This window comes from Clostridium polyendosporum (assembly GCF_018332455.1).
Taxonomy (GTDB): Bacteria; Bacillota; Clostridia; order Clostridiales; family Clostridiaceae; genus Clostridium_AY; species Clostridium_AY polyendosporum.
The window spans coordinates 1-20140 of record NZ_BOPZ01000028.1 but is presented as its reverse complement, the minus strand read 5'-3'; the positions used below and the strand labels follow the sequence as shown (position 1 = coordinate 20140).

The window sequence follows — 20140 nt, the reverse complement described above, 5'->3', positions numbered from 1 at the left end:
AAGTGGGTTATTTAGACAATAAAGAACCACCTAAGCGTGAGGATAGACTTAAAGCATGTATTTCTTTTGGAGGTACAGTATGCGGTATCGCAAAGAAAAATAGAGGATGCTGCATGGATGACGGTGATAGAAGTTTTTCACAAGGATCTATATGTCTTTTATTGCCGGGACTTGCTATGCTTAATAGTCTTCCTGATAATGTAGTACTTTTACATGGAGCTATAGGGTGCGGTTCATGTACACATTCACAGAATGCTAATGTAAGGACTGGTGGAAGTGTTCGTTTTGGCAAAGTAAAGGACGCTCTTTGGCTTTCTACTGCATTAGATGAAGCTGATGTTATTAGTGGTGGCGAATTAAAGTTAGAAGAGGCTATTATTGAGGCTGATGAAAGATATAGTCCTAAGTCAATAACAGTGGTAGCAGCTTGTGTACCAGGTATTATAGGGGATGATGTTGATGGTGTTATTGATAGAGTACAACCGAAGGTGAAAGCAAGACTAATCCCTGTTCATTGTGAGGGCTTTAAAACAAAAATTTGGGCTACAGCCTACGATGCTGTATATCATGGAATTGGACGTAAGCTTCTTGAAAAAACAGAGGATAATAACCCTCAATCAATTGATGAAGATAAGAATAAAGAAAAGAAAACTACTGTGAATTTACTTAATGTTTCATCTATGGGAAGGGTTGATGAAGTAGAACTAACTAGACTATTGAATGCAATTGGTATTGAGGTAAATGTATTCCCTATATTTGCAAAGCCTGAAGAGATGTATAAGGTAACAGAGGCCTCTCTTTCAATAAGCACCTGCCCTACTCATGATGATTATTTTGTGAAGTTTCTTCATGAAGAATTTGGAGTTCCATATATATTAAAGCATATGCCTATAGGTATTGAAAATACTAACTCTTGGCTTCGTGATATTGGAGCGTTCTTTGGACTTGAAGCTAAGGTGGAAAAGCTTATTCAACAGGAAAGTGAAGAATTAAAGAAAGCTTTAGAAGAATATTTACCATTTTTTAAAGGTAAAACAGCCTTTATAGGTGCAGGTGAATTTAGAGCTCTTGCTACTGCAGGCCTGCTGCAAGAACTAGGATTTGAAATAGTAGGAATTCGTTCATACCATCATGATGAGTTTGCAAATGGTGAATATGATAAGCTTATAAAGGCTTCTAGTAAAGATTTTCCAATTAACATTGCTAATGCACAACCATTTGAAGAAGCCAATTTACTAAAGAGACTTCAACCAGATATTTTCCTAGGCCATGCTAATTGTAATGGTACTGCGGCAAAACTAGGGGTTCCAACTCATGTAATATATAATACTGGATTAAACTATATTGGCTACAAAGGTGTATATGAATTGACTAGAAGGTTATATAGGCAGTTAATCAATACTGCGTTTAATAAGAACTTAAGTAAAAACTTAAGATTACCTTATACAGAGGAATGGTACAAATCAGAACCATTTAAACACATAAAGGTATCAGGAGGTGAATTTGATGAGTAGTTTTATTGAAAGACCAAGGTATTTATGTTCTCTTGGGGGTGCATTATCAACAGTAACAGCTTTACCAGATACAATCCCAATATTACATGCTGCTTCTGGTTGTGCTGGTAACATTACTTGGACACAAAATGGTGGTAGCGGTCTTCAGGTTGGAGGGTATTGTGGAGGTCTGAGTGTGCCAAGTTCTAATGTACAGGAAAGGGAAGTCGTTTTTGGTGGAGACTCAAGGCTTAGAGAACAAGTAGAAAATACCCTAGAGATAATGGATGGAAAACTATATATAGTTGTTACTGGCTGTGTTACAGAGGTTATTGGTGATGATGTAAGAGCAGTAGTAAGTGAATTTAAGGATGAAGGATTTAATATTATTTCTGCTGAAACAGGCGGTTTCAAAGGTAATTCTTATTATGGATATGACCTTGTTTTACAAGCCTTAATAAAAGATTTTCTAGTGAAAAATACTCCAAAAGTTAAACATAGAGTCAATATTTTTGGAATAGTACCATATATGGATGTATTTTGGAGAGGAAATTTAGAAGGAATAAGACAATTGCTGGAGAAGTTTGGTTTGGAAGTAAATACCTTTTTTACGGTGCATGATAACTTAGAGAACATAAAAGATGCTGGTAGTGCGGAACTTAATATAATTGTTTCTGATGTGTATGGAGTAGAAGCGGCAGAGACCTTTAAAGAAGTACATGGTACACCGTATATAACAACACAGCTGCCTATAGGTCCTTCAGCAACTAACAAATTTCTTAGAGTTATCGCAAATGCTCTTTCCATAAGTGAAGAGGTAATTGAAAAGTTTATAAATAAAGAAAATAAAATTTACTATAGATATTTAGAACCTCTTACGGAAATTTATAATGATTTAGACCTCCAAAGATATGCAATTATTATAGGAGATGCAAATTATTCTCCTGCTATTACAAAATTTCTATTCGATGACCTTGGTTGGATACCTAAATTAGTAGTGATAACGGATCAACTAGATGAGGAGGAAAAAGAGAAGCTTATTAATATACCTAAAAATTTAGAGATTCCATTAAACCCTAAAGTAGTATTTGAAACAGATACAAGTGAAGTTTTAAAGCATTTTAATACTATTTATTTATCCAATGAAAATAAAAAATATAAAAACACCTTTAGTCCAGGCTTTGTTATAGGTAGCTCCCTTGATAGAGGGTTTGCACAACAAGTTGGAGCAGCACATTTAAGTATAAGTTTTCCTGTTTCTAACAGAGCGGTTATTGATCGTGGATATACAGGATATAGCGGTGGATTAAGACTTATTGAAGATTTACTAAGTTCAATAATCTCAGGAAGATAACATTTTTTTATATTTGTTTTTGATGCTCCTTTTATTTTATTATAGAGAATTATATTTTAGAGACAGTTAAGCTCACGGTTTTACCGTGAGCTTTTTACATTTTCTTAAAATTTATTAAGGATTGAACTTATATATCTTTGGAAAGATTAATTTTGTCAGTAGAAATTTTTTTTCTCTTTAATTTATACCTTGCCAAAGCTGTAAGTCCTATTGCAGTTACTCCAATTAACGGAGCAACACAATTCATACCGCAAGCACCACAAGCACCGGTACATGCTGGTACTCTTGAAAAAATATTAGTAGAAGAAAGTATATTAATACCAGCAGTTCCTAGCCCTAATCCCCAATATTTAAAGTTTTTATTCATTTAACTATCTCACTCCTTAACAGGAATTCCTTTAATTTTCAATTGCTTTATTTTCTACTTCAACTTGCTTATTAGGAGCTTCTTTCCATAAACCTTTGCCAGTGCCATAAGAAATTGCTCCTTTTGGGCACACCGCTGTGCACTGATGGCAAGTTATACAATTATGTATTCGATAAGTAATTCCTTCTGTACTATTTTGAAGAGATCCCATAGAGCATTCTTTAACACAAATTCCGCAAGAAACACATTTTTCTTTAGAAAAATGTAGTTTATAAGTGAATGGTAATTTTACTCCTATGCTATAGATTAAATTTTGTGCTGCACCTATTGGGCAAAGAAAATTACAATAACCTCTTCCACCTTTAGAAAAAATACCAAAAAGGATCAGCCATAAAAATGCTGTAAGGATTGTTGTTGAACCTAAGTAACCTAATTCCCCCCAAAAACCTCCAGTTAATAATCTCTGTGCAAATGAATAATTACATAAAGAGCACACAATAGAACCGGATACAATAGGAGCTATTATAAATCCTGCTAAAAATCCATATCTCACTGGAGCTGGATTAATTGCTTTATACCAATTAATCTTAAATTTATCTGGAACTATGCGGCTTAGGTATTCTGGTAGTGCTCCCGCAAAACATAATTTTCCGCAAAAAAATGGTCCCCAAATAAAAGCTGATAGAAAAAGTAATATTATAGATATTCCACCTATAGTTAAAATTTGAAGCCCTTTTCCACTAAGTAGACTTAACAGAGGCATACGAAGACATAATGCATGCCAGTCTTGCTCACGGCCATTTCCGTTTTTAAGTATTAACAATAGACCTTTTTGATATAAGGCGAATGGTGCATAAAATAATATAAGTCCTAAAACATACCAAATGCCGCGGCGTATTAGAGAAGTATTTGATTTTTTCATTAATTTTGACCTCCTTTAAAATCAACCTAATGCTTCATATCGTTAACTGCAACTGTTGTAGAGTTAATTACTTGAACTGGTACTGTGCCTAATAAGCTGCCATCCTTTGTATTAATAAATTTAATAGCTGCATTATTGATTATTTCAGAATGTTTGATTTTTTCACTAGGTATGTCCAATTCAACATCAAGTGTAACTGATTTTCTAGGTAAAAGTGGTTTTGTAAAAATACCTGTTGAAGGATCGAAACCTGGTGTAGTAGATGAAAGTTTAACCGTTCCTATAAAGTCTTCAGTCTCTACTTTTATAGATAATGGCTCTTTTCCTACATTAGTTATACCTCCGCCATGACCAGTTGCTATACTTATCTTTTTGGGTTGTACTAGCTTTTTAGGTAATCCTTGATTTGAAAAATTATAAACAACCTTTGAATTAGTTTTTTCAGCGGGTAAATTAATCTTAAAACTTGGCTTCTCTGTTGATAATGAATTTTTGTAATATCCGGCTCCAATAGCTATTAATACCGTAGCAATAAATAGAAAAATAGAAATTGGCAGTGAATACTTTAACTGTTTTTTCATAAAAAACCTCCTTGTTTATGAATAAGATACCTTTCCATAGGGTTTATTTTGGTTCTCATGATGATAATGAAATTGATAATAACAATAAAACTATAAATGGAATTAAGTTCACCTCCTTACTTTTATACAATTTTTATAAAAATTAATTTAGGGATATACGTTCTTTTATTTTCTATAACTTTCCTAGTATATAATATTCTTTCATTATTCCCAGTATTCATATTGTTTTAGTATATATTAGTGTGTTTTTTTACCTTTGTCAACAACATAATTGTGAAGTTATTATGTAGAAATTATAAATAATATATAAATTATAAAATTATTAGATATACAAGAAATAGTTGACAAAAGATACAAACCATTTATAATTAAACACATAGGAATAGTAGGAAAAGCTTAATATGTTTTATATAAGGATAAGGGGGAGTGCAATTTGCAACAACTAAGTAATAGGTTGGACTGGTTTACAGAGTCTATAATTAGAAAAATGACAAGAATAGCGAATAAATATGAAGCTATAAATCTATCTCAAGGTTTTCCAGATTTTGATCCACCTAAGGAGTTAATAGAGAATCTACAAAAAGTAGCAGTTGAAGGACCACACCAATATGAAATAACCTGGGGATCAAAAGAATTTAGAAAAAAGTTAGCAGAGAAACAAAAGAAATTTATGGGCATTGATATTAACCCAGAAGAGAATATTGTGGTTACCTGTGGTAGTACCGAAGCTATGATAGTTGCTATGATGTCAGTTTGCAATCCTGGAGATAAGGTAATTGTATTTTCACCATTTTATGAAAATTATACTGCAGATGCTATTTTAGCAGGGGCTGAGCCTATATATGTGCCTTTAATACCTCCAGAATTTAATTATGATAAGGAAGCATTAAGAAGAGCCTTTGAACAAAGGCCTAAGGCTTTGATATTATGTAACCCATCAAATCCAGTAGGTAAGGTATTTACTAAGGAGGAACTTCTATATATTGGTGAGCTTGCAAATGAGTATGATACCTATGTAATTACTGATGAGGTTTATGAACATATAGTATTTAAACCAAATAAACATACTTACTTAGCATCATTGCCAGGAATATTTGAAAGAACAATATCTTGCAGTTCCTTATCTAAGACCTATTCCATAACAGGTTGGAGATTGGGGTATGTTATAGCAAATAAAGATGTTATTGAAAATTGTAAAAAAGTACATGATTTTTTAACAGTAGGGGCAGCTGCACCATTACAAAAGGCAGCTATTGTGGGATTAGACTTCGAGGAAGAGTATTATGAGGAATTAGTAAACACTTATGAAAGAAAAAAGAAATTATTTTTAGACGGACTTGATCAAATTGGATTAAAATACTTTGAACCTCAAGGAGCTTATTATGTTCTAGTTGATATATCAGAATTTGGAGAAAAAGATGATTATAAATTTTGTGAATGGTTAGCAAAAGAAATTGGAGTTGCAGCGGTTCCGGGATCAGGCTTCTTTAGAGAAGAAGTAAACAATTATATTAGGCTTCACTTTGCAAAAAAAGATGAAACTCTAATTGAAGCATTAAATAGATTGAAAAAATTAAAAAGAAAATAATTAGATTTAAGGGGGAAAAATAAATGAGTAAAATTAAAAAAGTTCTAGGAGTTGCATTAGTACTAACTTTATCTTTAGGAGTAGTAGCTTGTGGTAGTAATACAAAAAAAGTAGATGAGAAAAATATAGTAATTGGCGTATGCCCAGGACCTTATGGAGACATGGTAAAACAATCAATAGCACCAATACTTGAAAAAAAGGGATATAAGGTATCAACAAAAGAGTTTAGTGATTATGTTCAACCAAATAAAGCATTAGCTAATAAAGAAATTGATGCTAATCTATTTCAACATACTATTTACCTACAAAAATTCTCAAAGGATAATAACTTGAATTTATCACCAGTAATAAGTGTACCAACTGCAGGGATGGGGATATTCTCAAATAAAATAAAATCTTTAGATAACCTTCCAGATGGGGCACAAGTAGCAATCCCAAATGATGCATCAAATTTATCTAGAGCATTATCATTTTTACAAAAAGAAGGTCTAGTTAATATTAAAGATAACATTGATCAAACTAAAGCATCTGAAAAGGATATTGTAGAAAATAAAAAAGGATTAAAAATTGTTCCGATTGAAGCAGCTCAATTACCAAGAAGTCTAGATAGTGTAGATATTGCAGTTGTTACTGGAAACTATGCAATTGCATCAGGATTAGACTTATCAAATGCCTTAAAACTAGAGAAATTAGGAGAAAACTATAAAAATGTTGTAGCAGTTAGAACAGAAGACTTAGATAAGGAATTCGCAAAGGATATAAAAGAGGCTGTTGAATCTAAGGAATTTAGAGATTCTATTGAAAGTCCAAAGGGAATATTTAAAGCTTTCCAAAAGCCAGAATGGTATGAAAGTAAAAAATAGCGGATAAACAAAAAATTGGAGGTGAGTGTATTTGATAGAATTAAAAGATGTTAGCGTAGTTTTTAGTGAAAAGGGACATAAAGTCGAAGCAATTAAAGATATAAATCTTAAAATAAACAAGGGTGAAGTTTTTGGTATAGTAGGTTTAAGTGGAGCAGGGAAAAGTACCTTAATTAGAACAATAAACTTACTTCAGAAACCAACTAAAGGACAAATAATTATTAACGGACAAGATATAACCAAATTAAAAGGTGAAGCACTTAGAAAAGTTAGATTAAAAATCGGAATGATATTTCAACATTTTAACTTAATAAGTGGTAAAACAATTTATGAAAATGTGGAATTTGTTTTAAAGGCTAATAATTATCCAAAAGAAAAGAGAAAAGAAAAAGTAGAGGAATTGTTAAAACTCGTTTATTTAGAAGATAAAGCAAATTTTTACCCTTCAAATTTAAGTGGTGGACAAAAGCAAAGGGTTGGTATAGCAAGAGCTTTAGCAAATAATCCAGAAATACTTTTATGTGATGAAGCTACTTCAGCCTTAGATTTAGAGAACACTGAGGAGATATTAAATCTACTCAAAGATATAAATAAAAAATATGGAATAACCATTGTTTTTATAACTCATGAAATGGAGGTAGCAAAAAAGCTATTTCATAAGGTTGCAGTTATGAATTATGGGAAAATAATTGAGTTAAATGATGTATATTCTATTTTCTCTAATCCAGAAGAAGAAGTAACAAAGTCTTTAATTAATAAAAACTTAAATATTGAATTACCTAGGTCAGTAGGAAGTTTAATCCATGAAGGAGATTTAATTAAAATATATTATAAGGGAGATAGAAGTATCGATCCTATAATATCAACAGTATCTAAAAATTTTAAGGTTTATATTAGTATAATTCATGGAAAGATTGACTATATCAATGAAAAACCTCTTGGGATTTTACTTGTAAATATCACAGGAAAAACAGATCAAATAAATAAGGCAAAAGAATATATAAGAAAAAATGTATCTGATATAGAAGAGATTTATGATTTTCAGAAAGGGGTGAAGAAGATTGTCTAATACTTTTGAAATATTAAAAAATGAATTAGGCAAAGCTATTATTGACTCTCTAAGCATGATAGGGATATCAATGTTTTTATCAATTATATTTGGTGGATTAATAGGTTTAATACTATATCTAACATCTAATCAGTTATTTTTTAAAAATAGACTTATTAATGCCATTGCAGGAATATTTGTAAATGTAGTTCGTTCTTTACCCTTTGTAATACTATTAGTACTTTTAATACCTTTAACTAAGAGGTTGGTTGGTACTAGTATAGGACCGACAGCAGCAGCAGTACCTCTTTCCGTTGCTGCAGTTGTCTTCTTTGCTAGGTTAGCAGAAGGAGCTTTTAGCGAAGTTGATAAAGGTGTTTTAGAAGCTGCAATTGCCTCAGGAGCAAAGTTAAGATTAATATTAACGGATGTATTGATTGTAGAAGCTCTTCCAAGTTTAATTAGAGGGGTTACTGTCACTCTAGTAAGTCTAGTTGGATACTCTGCTATGGCTGGAATTGTAGGCGGAGGGGGTATAGGAGACTTAGCTATTAGATTTGGATATTATAGATATGAAACAGGTGTAATGATAACTACAGTATTAATATTAGTATTAGTAGTACAAGGGATACAATTTATAGGAGATAAGCTATCTATGGTATTTTCAAAAAGGTAGATATTTACATTTATTTTAGCCAGATTTCACTTTGTGAGATTAAAGTAAACAAATATGAATTAGTATATAGTGCTATTTATAGGTATAAAGGGAGGTGCTTTTTTGAATTACGAGTATTTATTTAATATTATACATGATAAGGATAGAGTGAGGTTTGGGAAAAATATAGAGGAAAAGTATTTAAGTGATGGGTTAAAGAGAGTTAAAGGAGTAGCAGATATACTTGTTTTCCCATTGACTACTGAAGAAGTAAGTGACGTTATGAAATTTGCTTATGAAAATAATATTTCAGTAACACCACGAGGCGCTGGGACAGGATTGGTAGGAGCGACAATTTCAACTACATGTGGAATTATATTAGATTTATCTTTAATGAATAAGATAGTAGAATTAGATGAGGATAATTTAACTATTACAGTAGAACCAGGCATATTACTTAAAAATCTTCAAGCCTATGTTGAGGAAAGAGAACTTTTTTACCCTCCTGATCCAGGTGAGAAAGATGCTTCTATAGGAGGAAATATAAGTACTAACGCTGGAGGAATGAGAGCTGTAAAATATGGAGTAACTAGAGATTATGTTAGAGGATTAGAAGTAGTTCTAGCTAATGGAGACATAATGAATCTTGGAGGAAAGGTAATAAAAGATAGTTCAGGCTTAGATTTAAAAGATTTAATAATTGGTTCAGAGGGCACCTTGGCAATTGTAACTAAGGCTATTTTAAAACTAATACCTAAACCTAAAAAAAGTATTAGCGCATTGATTTCTTTTGAATCCTTACATAAGGGTATAGATGCTGTTATTAAGATAATTAAGAAAAATGCAAACCCTACAGCTATTGAATTTGTTGAAAAAGATGTTATTCAGAATGCAGAAAAGTATTTGAATCTTAAGTTTCCAGATATCAAAGGACAAGCCTTTTTACTTCTAACTTTTGATGGAGATGAAGAATTAGAAATAGAATCAAACTACAATAAAGTTAGAGAAGTAACTTTAGAAAGTGGAGCTATTGATTTTATTTTATTAAATAAAAAAGAAGATATAGATAGGACTTGGCAAATAAGAGGAGCTCTAGTCACTGCTATTGAAGCTGTATCCGAGCAAGAACCAATAGACATTGTTGTACCAATAAATAAAACGGCAGATTTTATTAGTTATACTAAGGTTGCTGAGAAGAAATTTGGAATTAAAATAAAAAGCTTTGGGCATGCTGGTGATGGTAATGTACATTTATGTGTTATAAGAGATGGAATGGAAGAAGAGGAATGGAATGAAAAATCTCATCTTCTGTTAAAAGCTCTATATAATAAAGGTAAGGAGCTCCAAGGATTACCTTCAGGGGAGCATGGTATAGGATTGAATAAAAAGCCATATTTCCTTGAGGTAACAGATAGAGTTAATATTGAATATATGAGGAAAATAAAAAAAGTTTTTGATGAAAAAGGTATTTTAAATCCTAATAAGTTATACGAATAAAAAATAGAGTAAAAAAAGATATTTATTTAAGTGTATGTAAAGTCTGTGAAACTTCAAAATGGAGATACTATGAATAGATATCTCAAAGAAGTCACTTTATAAGGACAGTTTAAACTAAAAACTGTCCGTACATGAATAGATATATTTAACATAAGTTGTCGACATTTATTTGTGAATTATTACAATAAAATAGATTCTTATTGATAGATTGGAGTAAAGTGTATATAATGTAATTATGTACCATGAACGTTATAAGTATGTAAACTTAAACGTTTTATTTTTTTCGACTTTGAGCAAACGGTTGCATCGACTATTTGCAACTATGATCTTAAATAAAAAGGGGGTGGAAAGAGAAAAACGTATTTTTTTTGTACAACCTATTACTAAGAAAAAAATGGGAGGAAATTTATGAAAAACAAACAAACAAAGATTTTATCAATTCTAATTTCTTTTGTAATGATAATAAGTATTTTTACAGGTACAATAACTGCTAAAGCAATTCCAAGTGGAACAACTACAGTAAAAATTCACTACTTAAGAGCAGATGGTGACTACTCGAAGTGGAATTTGTGGGTTTGGGACGCTGGAAATAATGGCAATGGCTCTAAATATGTATTTACAGGAAAAGATGAGGATGGTGTATTTACAGCAGTAAACTTTACACCCAGTACAAAAAGTGTAGGATTTATAGTAAGAACAGATAATTGGGAAAAAGATACCGATAATATAATTGTTGATACATCTAAAGGGGATATGGATGTATATGTTACGGCTGGTGATAAGCAAGGAAATGCTAAAAACATTCAAAAGCCTCTTGAATTTAACTTTGATAAGGTTGATGTAAACGTTCACTACTGTAGATTTGATGGAACTTATACAGGGTGGGATCTTTGGATGTGGCCTGAAAAAGGAAATGGGGCTGCATATGCATTTGATAAAGAAGATTCTTATGGTAAATTAGCTAGTTGCAATTTTGATAATATGAAAGGTATAGGTAGAGTAGGTTTTGTTGTAAGACAGGATGGATGGAATGGCGATAAAGAGCCAGGTGGAGATAGATATATTAATTTAGCATATGTAGATAAACATGGTAAAGTAGATGTCTATTTACTTGAAAAAGAACCTAATATTTTTTATGCAGAAAATCAAGTTGATAGATCTAAAAAAGTTACTTTAGCCAAAATGGATTCTCTCCATGACATATATTTTCAAGTTAATATTCCAGTAGATACAGCTGAAAGTGTGAAGATAAAAAATGATGACAAGATTCTTGATTCAAAAGTTACCTTATCCGCTGATAAAAGAAGTGGCCAAATTAAGACTGTTGATAGTTTGGATTTAAACAAGAAATACACTGTAAATATTGATAACTATAAAGAGTGTGATGTATCGCTAGGACAAGTATATGGCAGTGATGATTTTAAAAATATTTATCATTTTAGCGGAGAACTTGGTGCACTATATTCAAAGAAAAAGACTATTTTTAGGGTTTGGTCTCCAACTGCTACAAAGGTATCCTTAAAGCTTTATAGTCAAGGAAGCGGTAATAACTTATTAGATACTGTTCCAATGACAAAGGGAGATAGAGGGGTTTGGAGCGTAGAAAAAAATGGAGATTTAGTTGGTAAATTCTACACCTATGAAATAACAGCTAATGGTAAAACTAATGAAACTGAAGACCTTTATTCCAAATCAGTAGGTGTCAATGGGGATAGATCAATGGTTGTTGATCTTTCAAAAACTAATCCTACTAATTGGAACAAAGATAAAGGACCAAAAATTAAGCATCAGACAGATGCTATAATATATGAAGTTCATATTAGAGATATATCAATGGATCCAAATTCAGGTATAAAAATGAAGGGAAAATTTCTTGGTGTTACAGAAACTGGAACGAAGAGTAAAGAAGGAGAAGCTACAGGAATTGACCATTTGAAAGAAATGGGAGTAACTCATGTTCAAATACTTCCGATGTTTGACTATGCTAGCATAGATGAAACAAAGTTAGGTGAAAACAAGTTTAACTGGGGATATGATCCTAAAAACTATCAAACGCCAGAGGGAAGTTACTCTACAGACCCATATTCGGGTACTCTTAAAATTGAGGAAGTGAAGGCTATGATAAAAGCTCTTCATGATGCTGGTATTGGTGTTGTAATGGATAGTGTATATAACCACACTTATAGTTGGGAAAATTCATGTTTTGATAAAACAGTGCCTGATTATTATTACCGTCATAGGCCAGATGGGTCAGTTATAGGCACTTCCGGCTGTGGAAATGACACGGCTTCAGAGAGATCTATGTTTAGAAAATATATGATAGATTCAGTAAATTATTGGGCTAAGGAATATCATATAGATGGATTTAGATTTGACCTTATGGGGATACACGATGTAGATACTATGAATCAAATCAGAGCAAACTTAGATAAGATTAATCCTCAAATCTTAATGTATGGTGAGCCTTGGGACCTTGGAGATGGAGGGTTACCACAAGATGAGAAAGCTATTAAGGATAATGTAAAGAAACTTGATACAAGAATAGGCGCTTTTAGTGACGATATAAGAGATGGAGTAAAAGGACATGTATTTACAAATACCTCTGGTGGATTTGTAAACTATAATGGTACGTGGAAGAGAGATATTAATGGAAAACAGGTAGCATATTCTATTGGAGATTTAAAGGAGCTTGTAAAGTTTGGTATAGTTGCATCAACTAAACATGAAGGTGTAGATTACAGCAAGATCACGTATTCACCAGGTCCTTGGGCAAAAGAACCAACTCAGACAGTAAATTTTGTTTCTTGCCATGATAATAATACCCTTTGGGATAGAATGTCATTGTCTCAACCTAATGCAACAGAAGAAGAAAGAGTAAAGATGGACAAAATGGCAAATTTCTTAGTATTAACTTCACAGGGTATAGCATTTTTAAATTCAGGAGAGGAAATGCTTAGAACTAAACCGAACCCAAATGGAGATGGATATATTAGTGACAGTTATAATTCTCCAGATTCAGTAAATAGTCTTGATTGGACTAGAAAACACACTTATAAAAATGTCGTTAATTATTATGAAGGCCTAATTAAGCTAAGGAAAGATCATCCTGCTTTTAGAATGGCAACAAATGCTGAAATTCAACAAAACTTAAAATTCATTAACACTAACGATAGTACAATTGCGTATACTATTTCCAATAATGCAAATGGTGATAAGTGGAGTGATATAGCTGTACTTGTGAACGCTGGTAAGGAAGATACAGAAGTTACTCTCCCAAAGTCAAATTGGACTGTAATAGTTAATGGCGAAAAAGCAGGTACAGATGCTCTTGCTACAGTATCAGAAAATAAGGTTGTTGTTCCAGCTGGGACTTCAATGGTACTTGCTGATACAGAAAGCTTTAATAAAAAAGATACTAGAAATAAGAGCAATGTGAAGAATAACGATACAAATAATAGTGGAAATAGTATTTATAAGAATAACAATAATTTTAATAATAGTGCTGTAAATGATAATAAGGAAGATAATAATGCAGTAAATAATATTGATGGAAAAAATAATGATTTAAACAGCAATAATAATAAAAACAATAGTAGCGTAGATAGTAATAGCAGAGATAAGGATGTTATTAATGGATCAAGCAACGTAAAGAATAATATCGAAGAAATTAAAGCAAAAATAAACGATCCATCTATTAATAGTTTTATTGTGGATGTAAAGGAAAATTGTATAATATCAAAGGACGTATTTACTGCACTTAAAGGTAAAAATAATGATGTAGCAACAGATATAGATTTTTCATTAAAAAGTGTGGATAATAATTTAAAGGACAAAGAAGCTAGAAAGATGAAATCTGTATTAGGAAAAGAGGTAGCATTAGCTCCATTCTCCTTTAAATATGATGGATTTCTTCCAAGTAACGCTAAAGTCTCTATATTATTTGATGATAGTTATAAAAATAAAACAGTAAATGTATGTAAGTATTTTTGAGACGAGAATACTTATGAATTTATAGCTGAAGCTACTGCTAGCTAACACAGATGGATACATTATAATTGAACTTAATCACTGTAGTGATTACTTTGCAGTTGAAAAATCAGTATTATCAAATCTTCCTAAAACAGGGTCAATAGTAGATGGTACTGTACTCGGCACCTTAGGATTTCTAATAATTTTAGCAGGTGTAGTAACTATACTATTATCTAAGAAGAGTGCTGCAAACTATAAATAGTTTATATAACAAACACATTAATGAATTAGTATGGCTTTTGAAAGTGCTATACTAATTCTTATTTTTACTACGATAAATATAATACATACTCTTTAGCAGTTTATGTTTAGAGAGGGAAGGTTTCCTTAGATTAGTGAAAAGCATTTTAAGTACCATACTTGGTAGTAAAATCTTGCTTACTCCATAGTGAGTCTTAGTAACATTGCTAAGGCATATACTTTGAAAAATATTACAGTTTTTTGATTTTGTCAATTTTAATAACATATAAATGTCGAAAATATTTAATAATAAATAATAAGATAGAGTAGTGCACCAACAAAAAATTATTCTAACTCTAGTAAAGGAAATTTGACTTACATACACTATAATCAGAATTATAATAAAATTTATATTGGTTAACTCAAACGCACCTTCGTTCAATACAATAATTTTTCTGGATATTATTGTATTAGTTGTTAATATATTCATAATATTGTAAAATGTAAATAGCAATATTAATACAAAGATTATAAACTAGCATCAACTAAACAACTTGTTAAACAGGGGAGGGTGTATTGACATGAACATAACTTTAAAGAATATCACTTTAAAAAAGAAAATATTAGCTATTTGTGTAGGTATATTAGTTTTAAGTGTTTTATTAATTGTAGGTATAAGGATGAAATATATTAAAAGTGGAATAGGACAACAAAACCTGATTACATCAGAAACACCTAATAATAAAGTAGATGAAGCTATAAAATCAGGAGATCCAATTAAAAAGGATGTAGCTGTGGAATATAAAACAGATATAAATAAGGCTAGAGATCACTACATCAATCTAATACACAAAATGGCAAATACTAAAATAATAGCAGAGGATAATCAAGTATGGGGTATGGTTGATATTAATAATGAGAATATTGATAAGTGCATAGCCTACTTAGAAATAGATGTTAGTGTAAAAAAACTTGATAGGGATATTCTAATAGCGGGTTTGAAGGAATGGAAAGAAGGTAACTTTAACAGTTCAGTAGCAGTTCATAATCAAGTATGGAGTTATCTCGGAGGAACAGTAGGTAAGGCTAAAAGTGTAAGAAATTAAACTGTGTTTAAAGCAGCTCTTTCTACCAACATTTATTATAGTTTAATTATTTTATACTTTATTATTTATATACAAAAGCAAGGAATAACCTGAAAACCTCTTCATTGTATTTTTATATAATGAAGAGGTTTTCAGGTTTATACAGTTTATTAAAGTGTTAAGATTAATTCTATGCTGATGTGAAAGATCACTATATAAATAAAGCTAAGCAGGTATAGAACCTATTAAATTTTAGCCACATTTCACTTTATTAAATGACAGTAAATCAGTATGCATTAAAAGTAAAAAGCATATTTATATAACAATCTCTCTATATAAGAGAAAGAATTAAAGGTGGTTAAGTAGTTATGAAGAAATCATTTATTATTTGTTTAGTAATAGTAATTATAGTGGTAGCATCAATTCTAAGTTGTTTATATTATAAAAATATAAATAATGCTCAAACAACTACGAAAATATCAACCATAGAAGAGAACATAAAAACAAAAGTATATGGGATATTAAATGTGCCAATGGAAAAGAACAATATGATCTGGTGTGGAACTCTACAATTAGCCTGGAATGAACTTAGAGATAACATAATAAAAGAGGATATACAACTTATTAGTGAAAATAAGATATCTGGTGAACTAAATAAAAAGGCATTTACTAAAGAGTACCTAAATGACAAAGATTATATAGTCATGGTAGGGTACAATAAAGATGGTATAGTTGAAAAGATAAATAAATTATTAAAGAAAAAGTTTAATGAAGAGGGCAATTGGGAGGTCCAGACAAACTTGCAAAGACCAGATGATATTTTAGCATATAGTTTCTTAAAGAAGAACTTAGAATTTGAGTATGCCTTTGAGGATATAAAAGATGGGTTAGAATTTAATAGTGTTAAGGTAAAAATAAAAGCTTTTGGGATATACGAAACTAAAGATGAAGAAATTAAGAATAAGTTAGCTAAACAGGTAAAAATCCTATACTATAATAACGATAATGACTTCATAATATCTTTAAAGGGTAAAGCAACAAATAACGATAATGACTTCATAATATCTTTAAAGGGTAAAGCAACAAATGATGAAGTAATATTAGCAAAGATACTGCCTAAAAACACCTTAGACAGTACATTGAATTATGCTTTATCTAATAGTGGTAAAGAAAGAGCATTTTCCACCAGTGATATATTAGAAGTACCTATGTTTCAATTTAATATAAACAAGAAATTTAAAGAACTTCAAAATAAATCTATAGCTAATGCAGGGTTTGAGGATTATATATTAGCTTCGGCTATTCAAAGGATTGACTTTTCTTTAACAGAAAAAGGAGCACAACTAAAATCAAAGGCTGAAATTAGTTTAACAAAATCAGCGCATATACTTGAAGCTCCAAAGAAATTGATTTTTGATAAACCATTCTTATTATATATGAAGGAAAAAGATAATACTAAGCCATACTTTGTGATGTGGGTTGATAACCCTGAAATTATGCTGCATAAATAGATGTTGTGTTAATTGAAAATAATTATCAATAATTTCAAAAGGGGATATATTGATCATCTCCGCAAAAACAATTAGATAACTAATACTAAAAAACCAAACAGAGAAACCCCAATACATAAGTATTACATTAAAATACATATGTATTACTATATAATGCAATAAATAAAATTATGATTGTATTAGAATTTAAATTAAGTGTAAAAATGACACTAAATTAAATAAAAAAATAAAAGACGTTATACAATATACAATGCTTATTGTAATTAAGAATAAATAACTTGAAATCCTAAATTATAAATTCAATCGCAAAGTTATTTATTTATATTTATTGAAAATTAAATTAGTTAAGAGTGTTTAATTTACATACGCACATATCAAAATGTATAAAAAATCATAATTTAAAATTTAATCAACATAGATTTCTACATATTAACAAACGTTGAATCCTGTTATTTTATACAAATCCATATGCATGTTTTTTAATGGAATCATATTCTTTAAGGTTGGATGAAAGAAAAATCAATATTTGTATTTAAGATAAATAGGAATATATCGTAATTCTAATATTCCTTAAAATAACTTCGCTAAATGTATATTTAGCGAAGTTATTGTTCTATTTTTATTGAAAAATATATATAATCTATAATAAAATTATATATATGGTAAGTTTAATAAATTTTAGAGTTTCTATGGAGGTACAAATGAGATATAAAATTCAAGCTATAAGTAATAATACCTTACCTGAATGTGTTAATGATTTTCTGAACTATCTACAAACTATAAAAGGTAAATCTGAGAACACTTTAGATGGATATAAAATTGATTTAACTATGTTTTTTAGATTTTTAAAGATATATAAAGAACTTTCTAATTCAGATATATCTTTTGAGGAAATACCTATAAACGATATAGATAATAAATTTTTAAGATCTATAAGATTATCTGATTTATATGCATTTATTTCTTTTGCTGAAAAATTCAGAAATAACGGAAGTTACGCCAGAGCTAGAAAAGTAGCTACATTAAAGTCTTTTTTTAAGTTTTTATATGGCAAAGCTAAGGTTTTAGATGAGAACCCAACTACAGAGTTAGAATCGCCTAAAATTAACAAAAGACATCCTATTTACCTTACTTTAGAAGAAAGTCTAAAGCTTTTAAATTCTATGAATAAAAAAGATAAATTATATCCTAGGGACTATTGTGTCTTAACCCTATTTTTAAATTGTGGATTACGTTTATCTGAGTTATGCAGCATAAACATTTCAAAAATCAAAGGTGATACTCTAACTATTATTGGTAAAGGAAATAAAGAAAGGACTGTTTATTTAAATGTTGCTTGCACAAAAGCTATAAATGATTATTTATCAGTTAGAGATCATTCCAAGGTCGCTACAGAAGAAAAAGATGCTTTATTTATAAGTGCCAAAAATAACAGAATAAATAAAAGAACCGTAGAACTTCTAGTAAAAAAATATATTAAAAACGCTGGATTAACAAAGGAAAAATACACTCCTCATAAATTAAGGCATACAGCTGCTACTTTGATGTATAAACATGGAAATGTTGATATTAGAAGTCTTCAAAGAATATTAGGTCACGAAAATATATCTACCACTCAAATTTATACTCACGTAGATGACGAAAAACTTAGGGATGCTGTTAATTCTAATCCTCTTTCAAATATATAATATATAGAAATATATAAAGTTAAGTTTGATTGTTTCAATAAAAAAACTCAAACTTAACTTCTATTTTAACTTTTTTGTTTTAAATTTTTAATCTCTTCATCATATCTTTTGATTAATTCGTAGATTTCTCTTTCTTTTTCTATACGGAGTTTTTCTAATTCTAAGGAGAATTTTTCTTTTGTTCTCTCCTCTACTTCACTAAATAAATTTTGAATTTCCTCTTTATGGGTAGCTTTTATTGATTTTATATCATTTTTATGTTCTATTTTCAATAACTCCAATTCGTTTTTATGTTCTTTCTTCACATCTTTTAAACTTTCTCTACACTCCTCTATTACACCATTTAAATAATCTATCCTTTCTTTTTCGTTTGATACTCTAAGTTCAAGTTGTATAATGTTATTTTCCGATGCATTCAGATACTCTAATAATCTTTCTTTTTCCTTTTCTAGTACACTATACGCCTCTGTAAGCTGCTCAAAATGTTCTGATTGAGTTATGACACTCTCCTTCTCTTCTTGAGCTTTCTCCAACAATATTTTATTTTGTTTATTTAATTCTTCCAAATTGAAAATACTTTTCTCTAATCCTTTTATTTTTTCATCTGATTTATTATTTGCAGTACTCAATATAGCTATTCTATTAACTAAATCTTGCTTTTGTTTTTGTAATTCATTTATTATATCTTCTTTAACAACTAATTGTTTTTTCAACTCTTCTCTTATGCGCTGCTCTGCATTTTTATTCATTTCTAGACTGTTTAAATACAAAGAAACCAGTTTATTTGCATAATCCTCAAAGGTTTCTATTTCTTTTTTTCTATCACCCAATATTATTTTAGTATTCTGTAACTCAAAATTATTTATCAAAGCTGCCAAACACTGCTCTTGAGTGAAACCCTCCTTTGAAGCTATTTCTTTAAATGTTTTTATAGTTTCTTCTGATAACCTCATAGTTGTTGTTTTTACATCTGCCATAATTATTACCACCTTGTTGATAGTATTATATTGTAATACATATGTATTACAACATAATACTATCATAATAAAGTTAATAAAATCAACTTTTAAATATAAATTGCTTATATATTACCAACACTTAGATTTATTAATGTTTTTCATAGTGTATAAAGAGATTTATAATAAATAAAACTGAGTAGATTTAATGTTCTGCTGTTGCATCAAAGTAAAACTTACTTGTTGACACGGCGCGTAGCAGTTATTGGTAAAAATTAATAGTAAAAAAATAAACCTCCTTGTGTTTTAATGGTTTTGTCCAG

Annotated in this window: 15 protein-coding genes; 11 read left to right on the top strand and 4 right to left on the bottom strand. The window is 30.2% G+C overall.

The annotated features are described in order from the left end of the window. Positions 1 to 2 precede the first annotated feature (2 nt). Both CPJCM30710_RS14110 and CPJCM30710_RS14105 read left to right on the top strand, forming a co-directional pair. Complete coding sequence (locus CPJCM30710_RS14110; RefSeq protein ID WP_212904818.1) at positions 3 to 1514, top strand: nitrogenase component 1; 1512 nt, start codon at positions 3 to 5, stop codon at positions 1512 to 1514. Beyond that, complete coding sequence (locus CPJCM30710_RS14105; protein ID WP_212904817.1) at positions 1507 to 2847, top strand: nitrogenase component 1; 1341 nt, start codon at positions 1507 to 1509, stop codon at positions 2845 to 2847. Before CPJCM30710_RS14110 ends, CPJCM30710_RS14105 begins: the two co-directional genes overlap by 8 nt. A gap of 127 nt (positions 2848 to 2974) precedes the next feature. Here the strand turns inward: CPJCM30710_RS14105 and CPJCM30710_RS14100 are convergent, their stop codons facing one another. The 3 genes from CPJCM30710_RS14100 to CPJCM30710_RS14090 are packed head-to-tail and all read right to left on the bottom strand — an operon-like array spanning position 2975 to position 4717. Further along, the gene (locus tag CPJCM30710_RS14100; protein ID WP_212904816.1) at positions 2975 to 3214 is read right to left on the bottom strand and encodes a hypothetical protein; all 240 of its coding nucleotides are present in this window, start codon (positions 3212 to 3214) and stop codon (positions 2975 to 2977) included. A gap of 31 nt (positions 3215 to 3245) precedes the next feature. After that, positions 3246 to 4136, bottom strand: a complete 891-nt coding sequence (locus CPJCM30710_RS14095) for a 4Fe-4S binding protein (protein WP_212904815.1) — start codon at positions 4134 to 4136, stop codon at positions 3246 to 3248. 26 nt (positions 4137 to 4162) lie between these two features. Then, positions 4163 to 4717 (bottom strand): hypothetical protein, encoded by a 555-nt coding sequence (locus CPJCM30710_RS14090; RefSeq protein ID WP_212904814.1) that lies wholly within the window; start codon positions 4715 to 4717, stop codon positions 4163 to 4165. A gap of 433 nt (positions 4718 to 5150) precedes the next feature. Between CPJCM30710_RS14090 and CPJCM30710_RS14085 the strand changes: the two genes are divergently transcribed. The 9 genes from CPJCM30710_RS14085 to CPJCM30710_RS14045 all read left to right on the top strand — a co-directional run bounded on the left by CPJCM30710_RS14085 (position 5151) and on the right by CPJCM30710_RS14045 (position 18861). Continuing rightward, positions 5151 to 6305, top strand: a complete 1155-nt coding sequence (locus tag CPJCM30710_RS14085) for a pyridoxal phosphate-dependent aminotransferase (RefSeq protein ID WP_212904813.1) — start codon at positions 5151 to 5153, stop codon at positions 6303 to 6305. Between the two features lie 23 nt (positions 6306 to 6328). Further along, positions 6329 to 7168, top strand: a complete 840-nt coding sequence (locus tag CPJCM30710_RS14080) for a MetQ/NlpA family ABC transporter substrate-binding protein (protein ID WP_212904812.1) — start codon at positions 6329 to 6331, stop codon at positions 7166 to 7168. A 31-nt stretch (positions 7169 to 7199) separates the two neighbouring features. Continuing rightward, a complete protein-coding gene (locus CPJCM30710_RS14075; protein WP_212904811.1) occupies positions 7200 to 8237 on the top strand; it encodes a methionine ABC transporter ATP-binding protein in 1038 nt (345 codons plus the stop codon). Next, a complete protein-coding gene (locus tag CPJCM30710_RS14070) occupies positions 8230 to 8892 on the top strand; it encodes a methionine ABC transporter permease (protein ID WP_212904810.1) in 663 nt (220 codons plus the stop codon). Before CPJCM30710_RS14075 ends, CPJCM30710_RS14070 begins: the two co-directional genes overlap by 8 nt. Before the next feature lie 102 nt (positions 8893 to 8994). Then, complete coding sequence (locus tag CPJCM30710_RS14065) at positions 8995 to 10368, top strand: FAD-binding oxidoreductase (protein WP_212904809.1); 1374 nt, start codon at positions 8995 to 8997, stop codon at positions 10366 to 10368. A 408-nt stretch (positions 10369 to 10776) separates the two neighbouring features. Then, positions 10777 to 14358, top strand: a complete 3582-nt coding sequence (pulA, locus tag CPJCM30710_RS14060; RefSeq protein WP_212904808.1) for a type I pullulanase — start codon at positions 10777 to 10779, stop codon at positions 14356 to 14358. 800 nt (positions 14359 to 15158) lie between these two features. Further along, entirely contained in the window at positions 15159 to 15683 is a 525-nt protein-coding gene (locus CPJCM30710_RS14055) for a DUF6241 domain-containing protein (protein ID WP_212904807.1), read from the top strand. A 347-nt stretch (positions 15684 to 16030) separates the two neighbouring features. Continuing rightward, positions 16031 to 17173, top strand: coding sequence for a hypothetical protein (locus tag CPJCM30710_RS14050; protein WP_212904806.1), 1143 nt, complete (start codon positions 16031 to 16033; stop codon positions 17171 to 17173). Between the two features lie 701 nt (positions 17174 to 17874). Then, the gene (locus CPJCM30710_RS14045) at positions 17875 to 18861 is read left to right on the top strand and encodes a tyrosine recombinase XerC (RefSeq protein WP_212904805.1); all 987 of its coding nucleotides are present in this window, start codon (positions 17875 to 17877) and stop codon (positions 18859 to 18861) included. Between the two features lie 65 nt (positions 18862 to 18926). On the opposite strand, the gene CPJCM30710_RS14040 is transcribed toward CPJCM30710_RS14045, so the two are convergent. Next, positions 18927 to 19838 (bottom strand): coiled-coil domain-containing protein, encoded by a 912-nt coding sequence (locus CPJCM30710_RS14040; RefSeq protein WP_212904804.1) that lies wholly within the window; start codon positions 19836 to 19838, stop codon positions 18927 to 18929. Between the last annotated feature and the right edge of the window lie 302 nt (positions 19839 to 20140).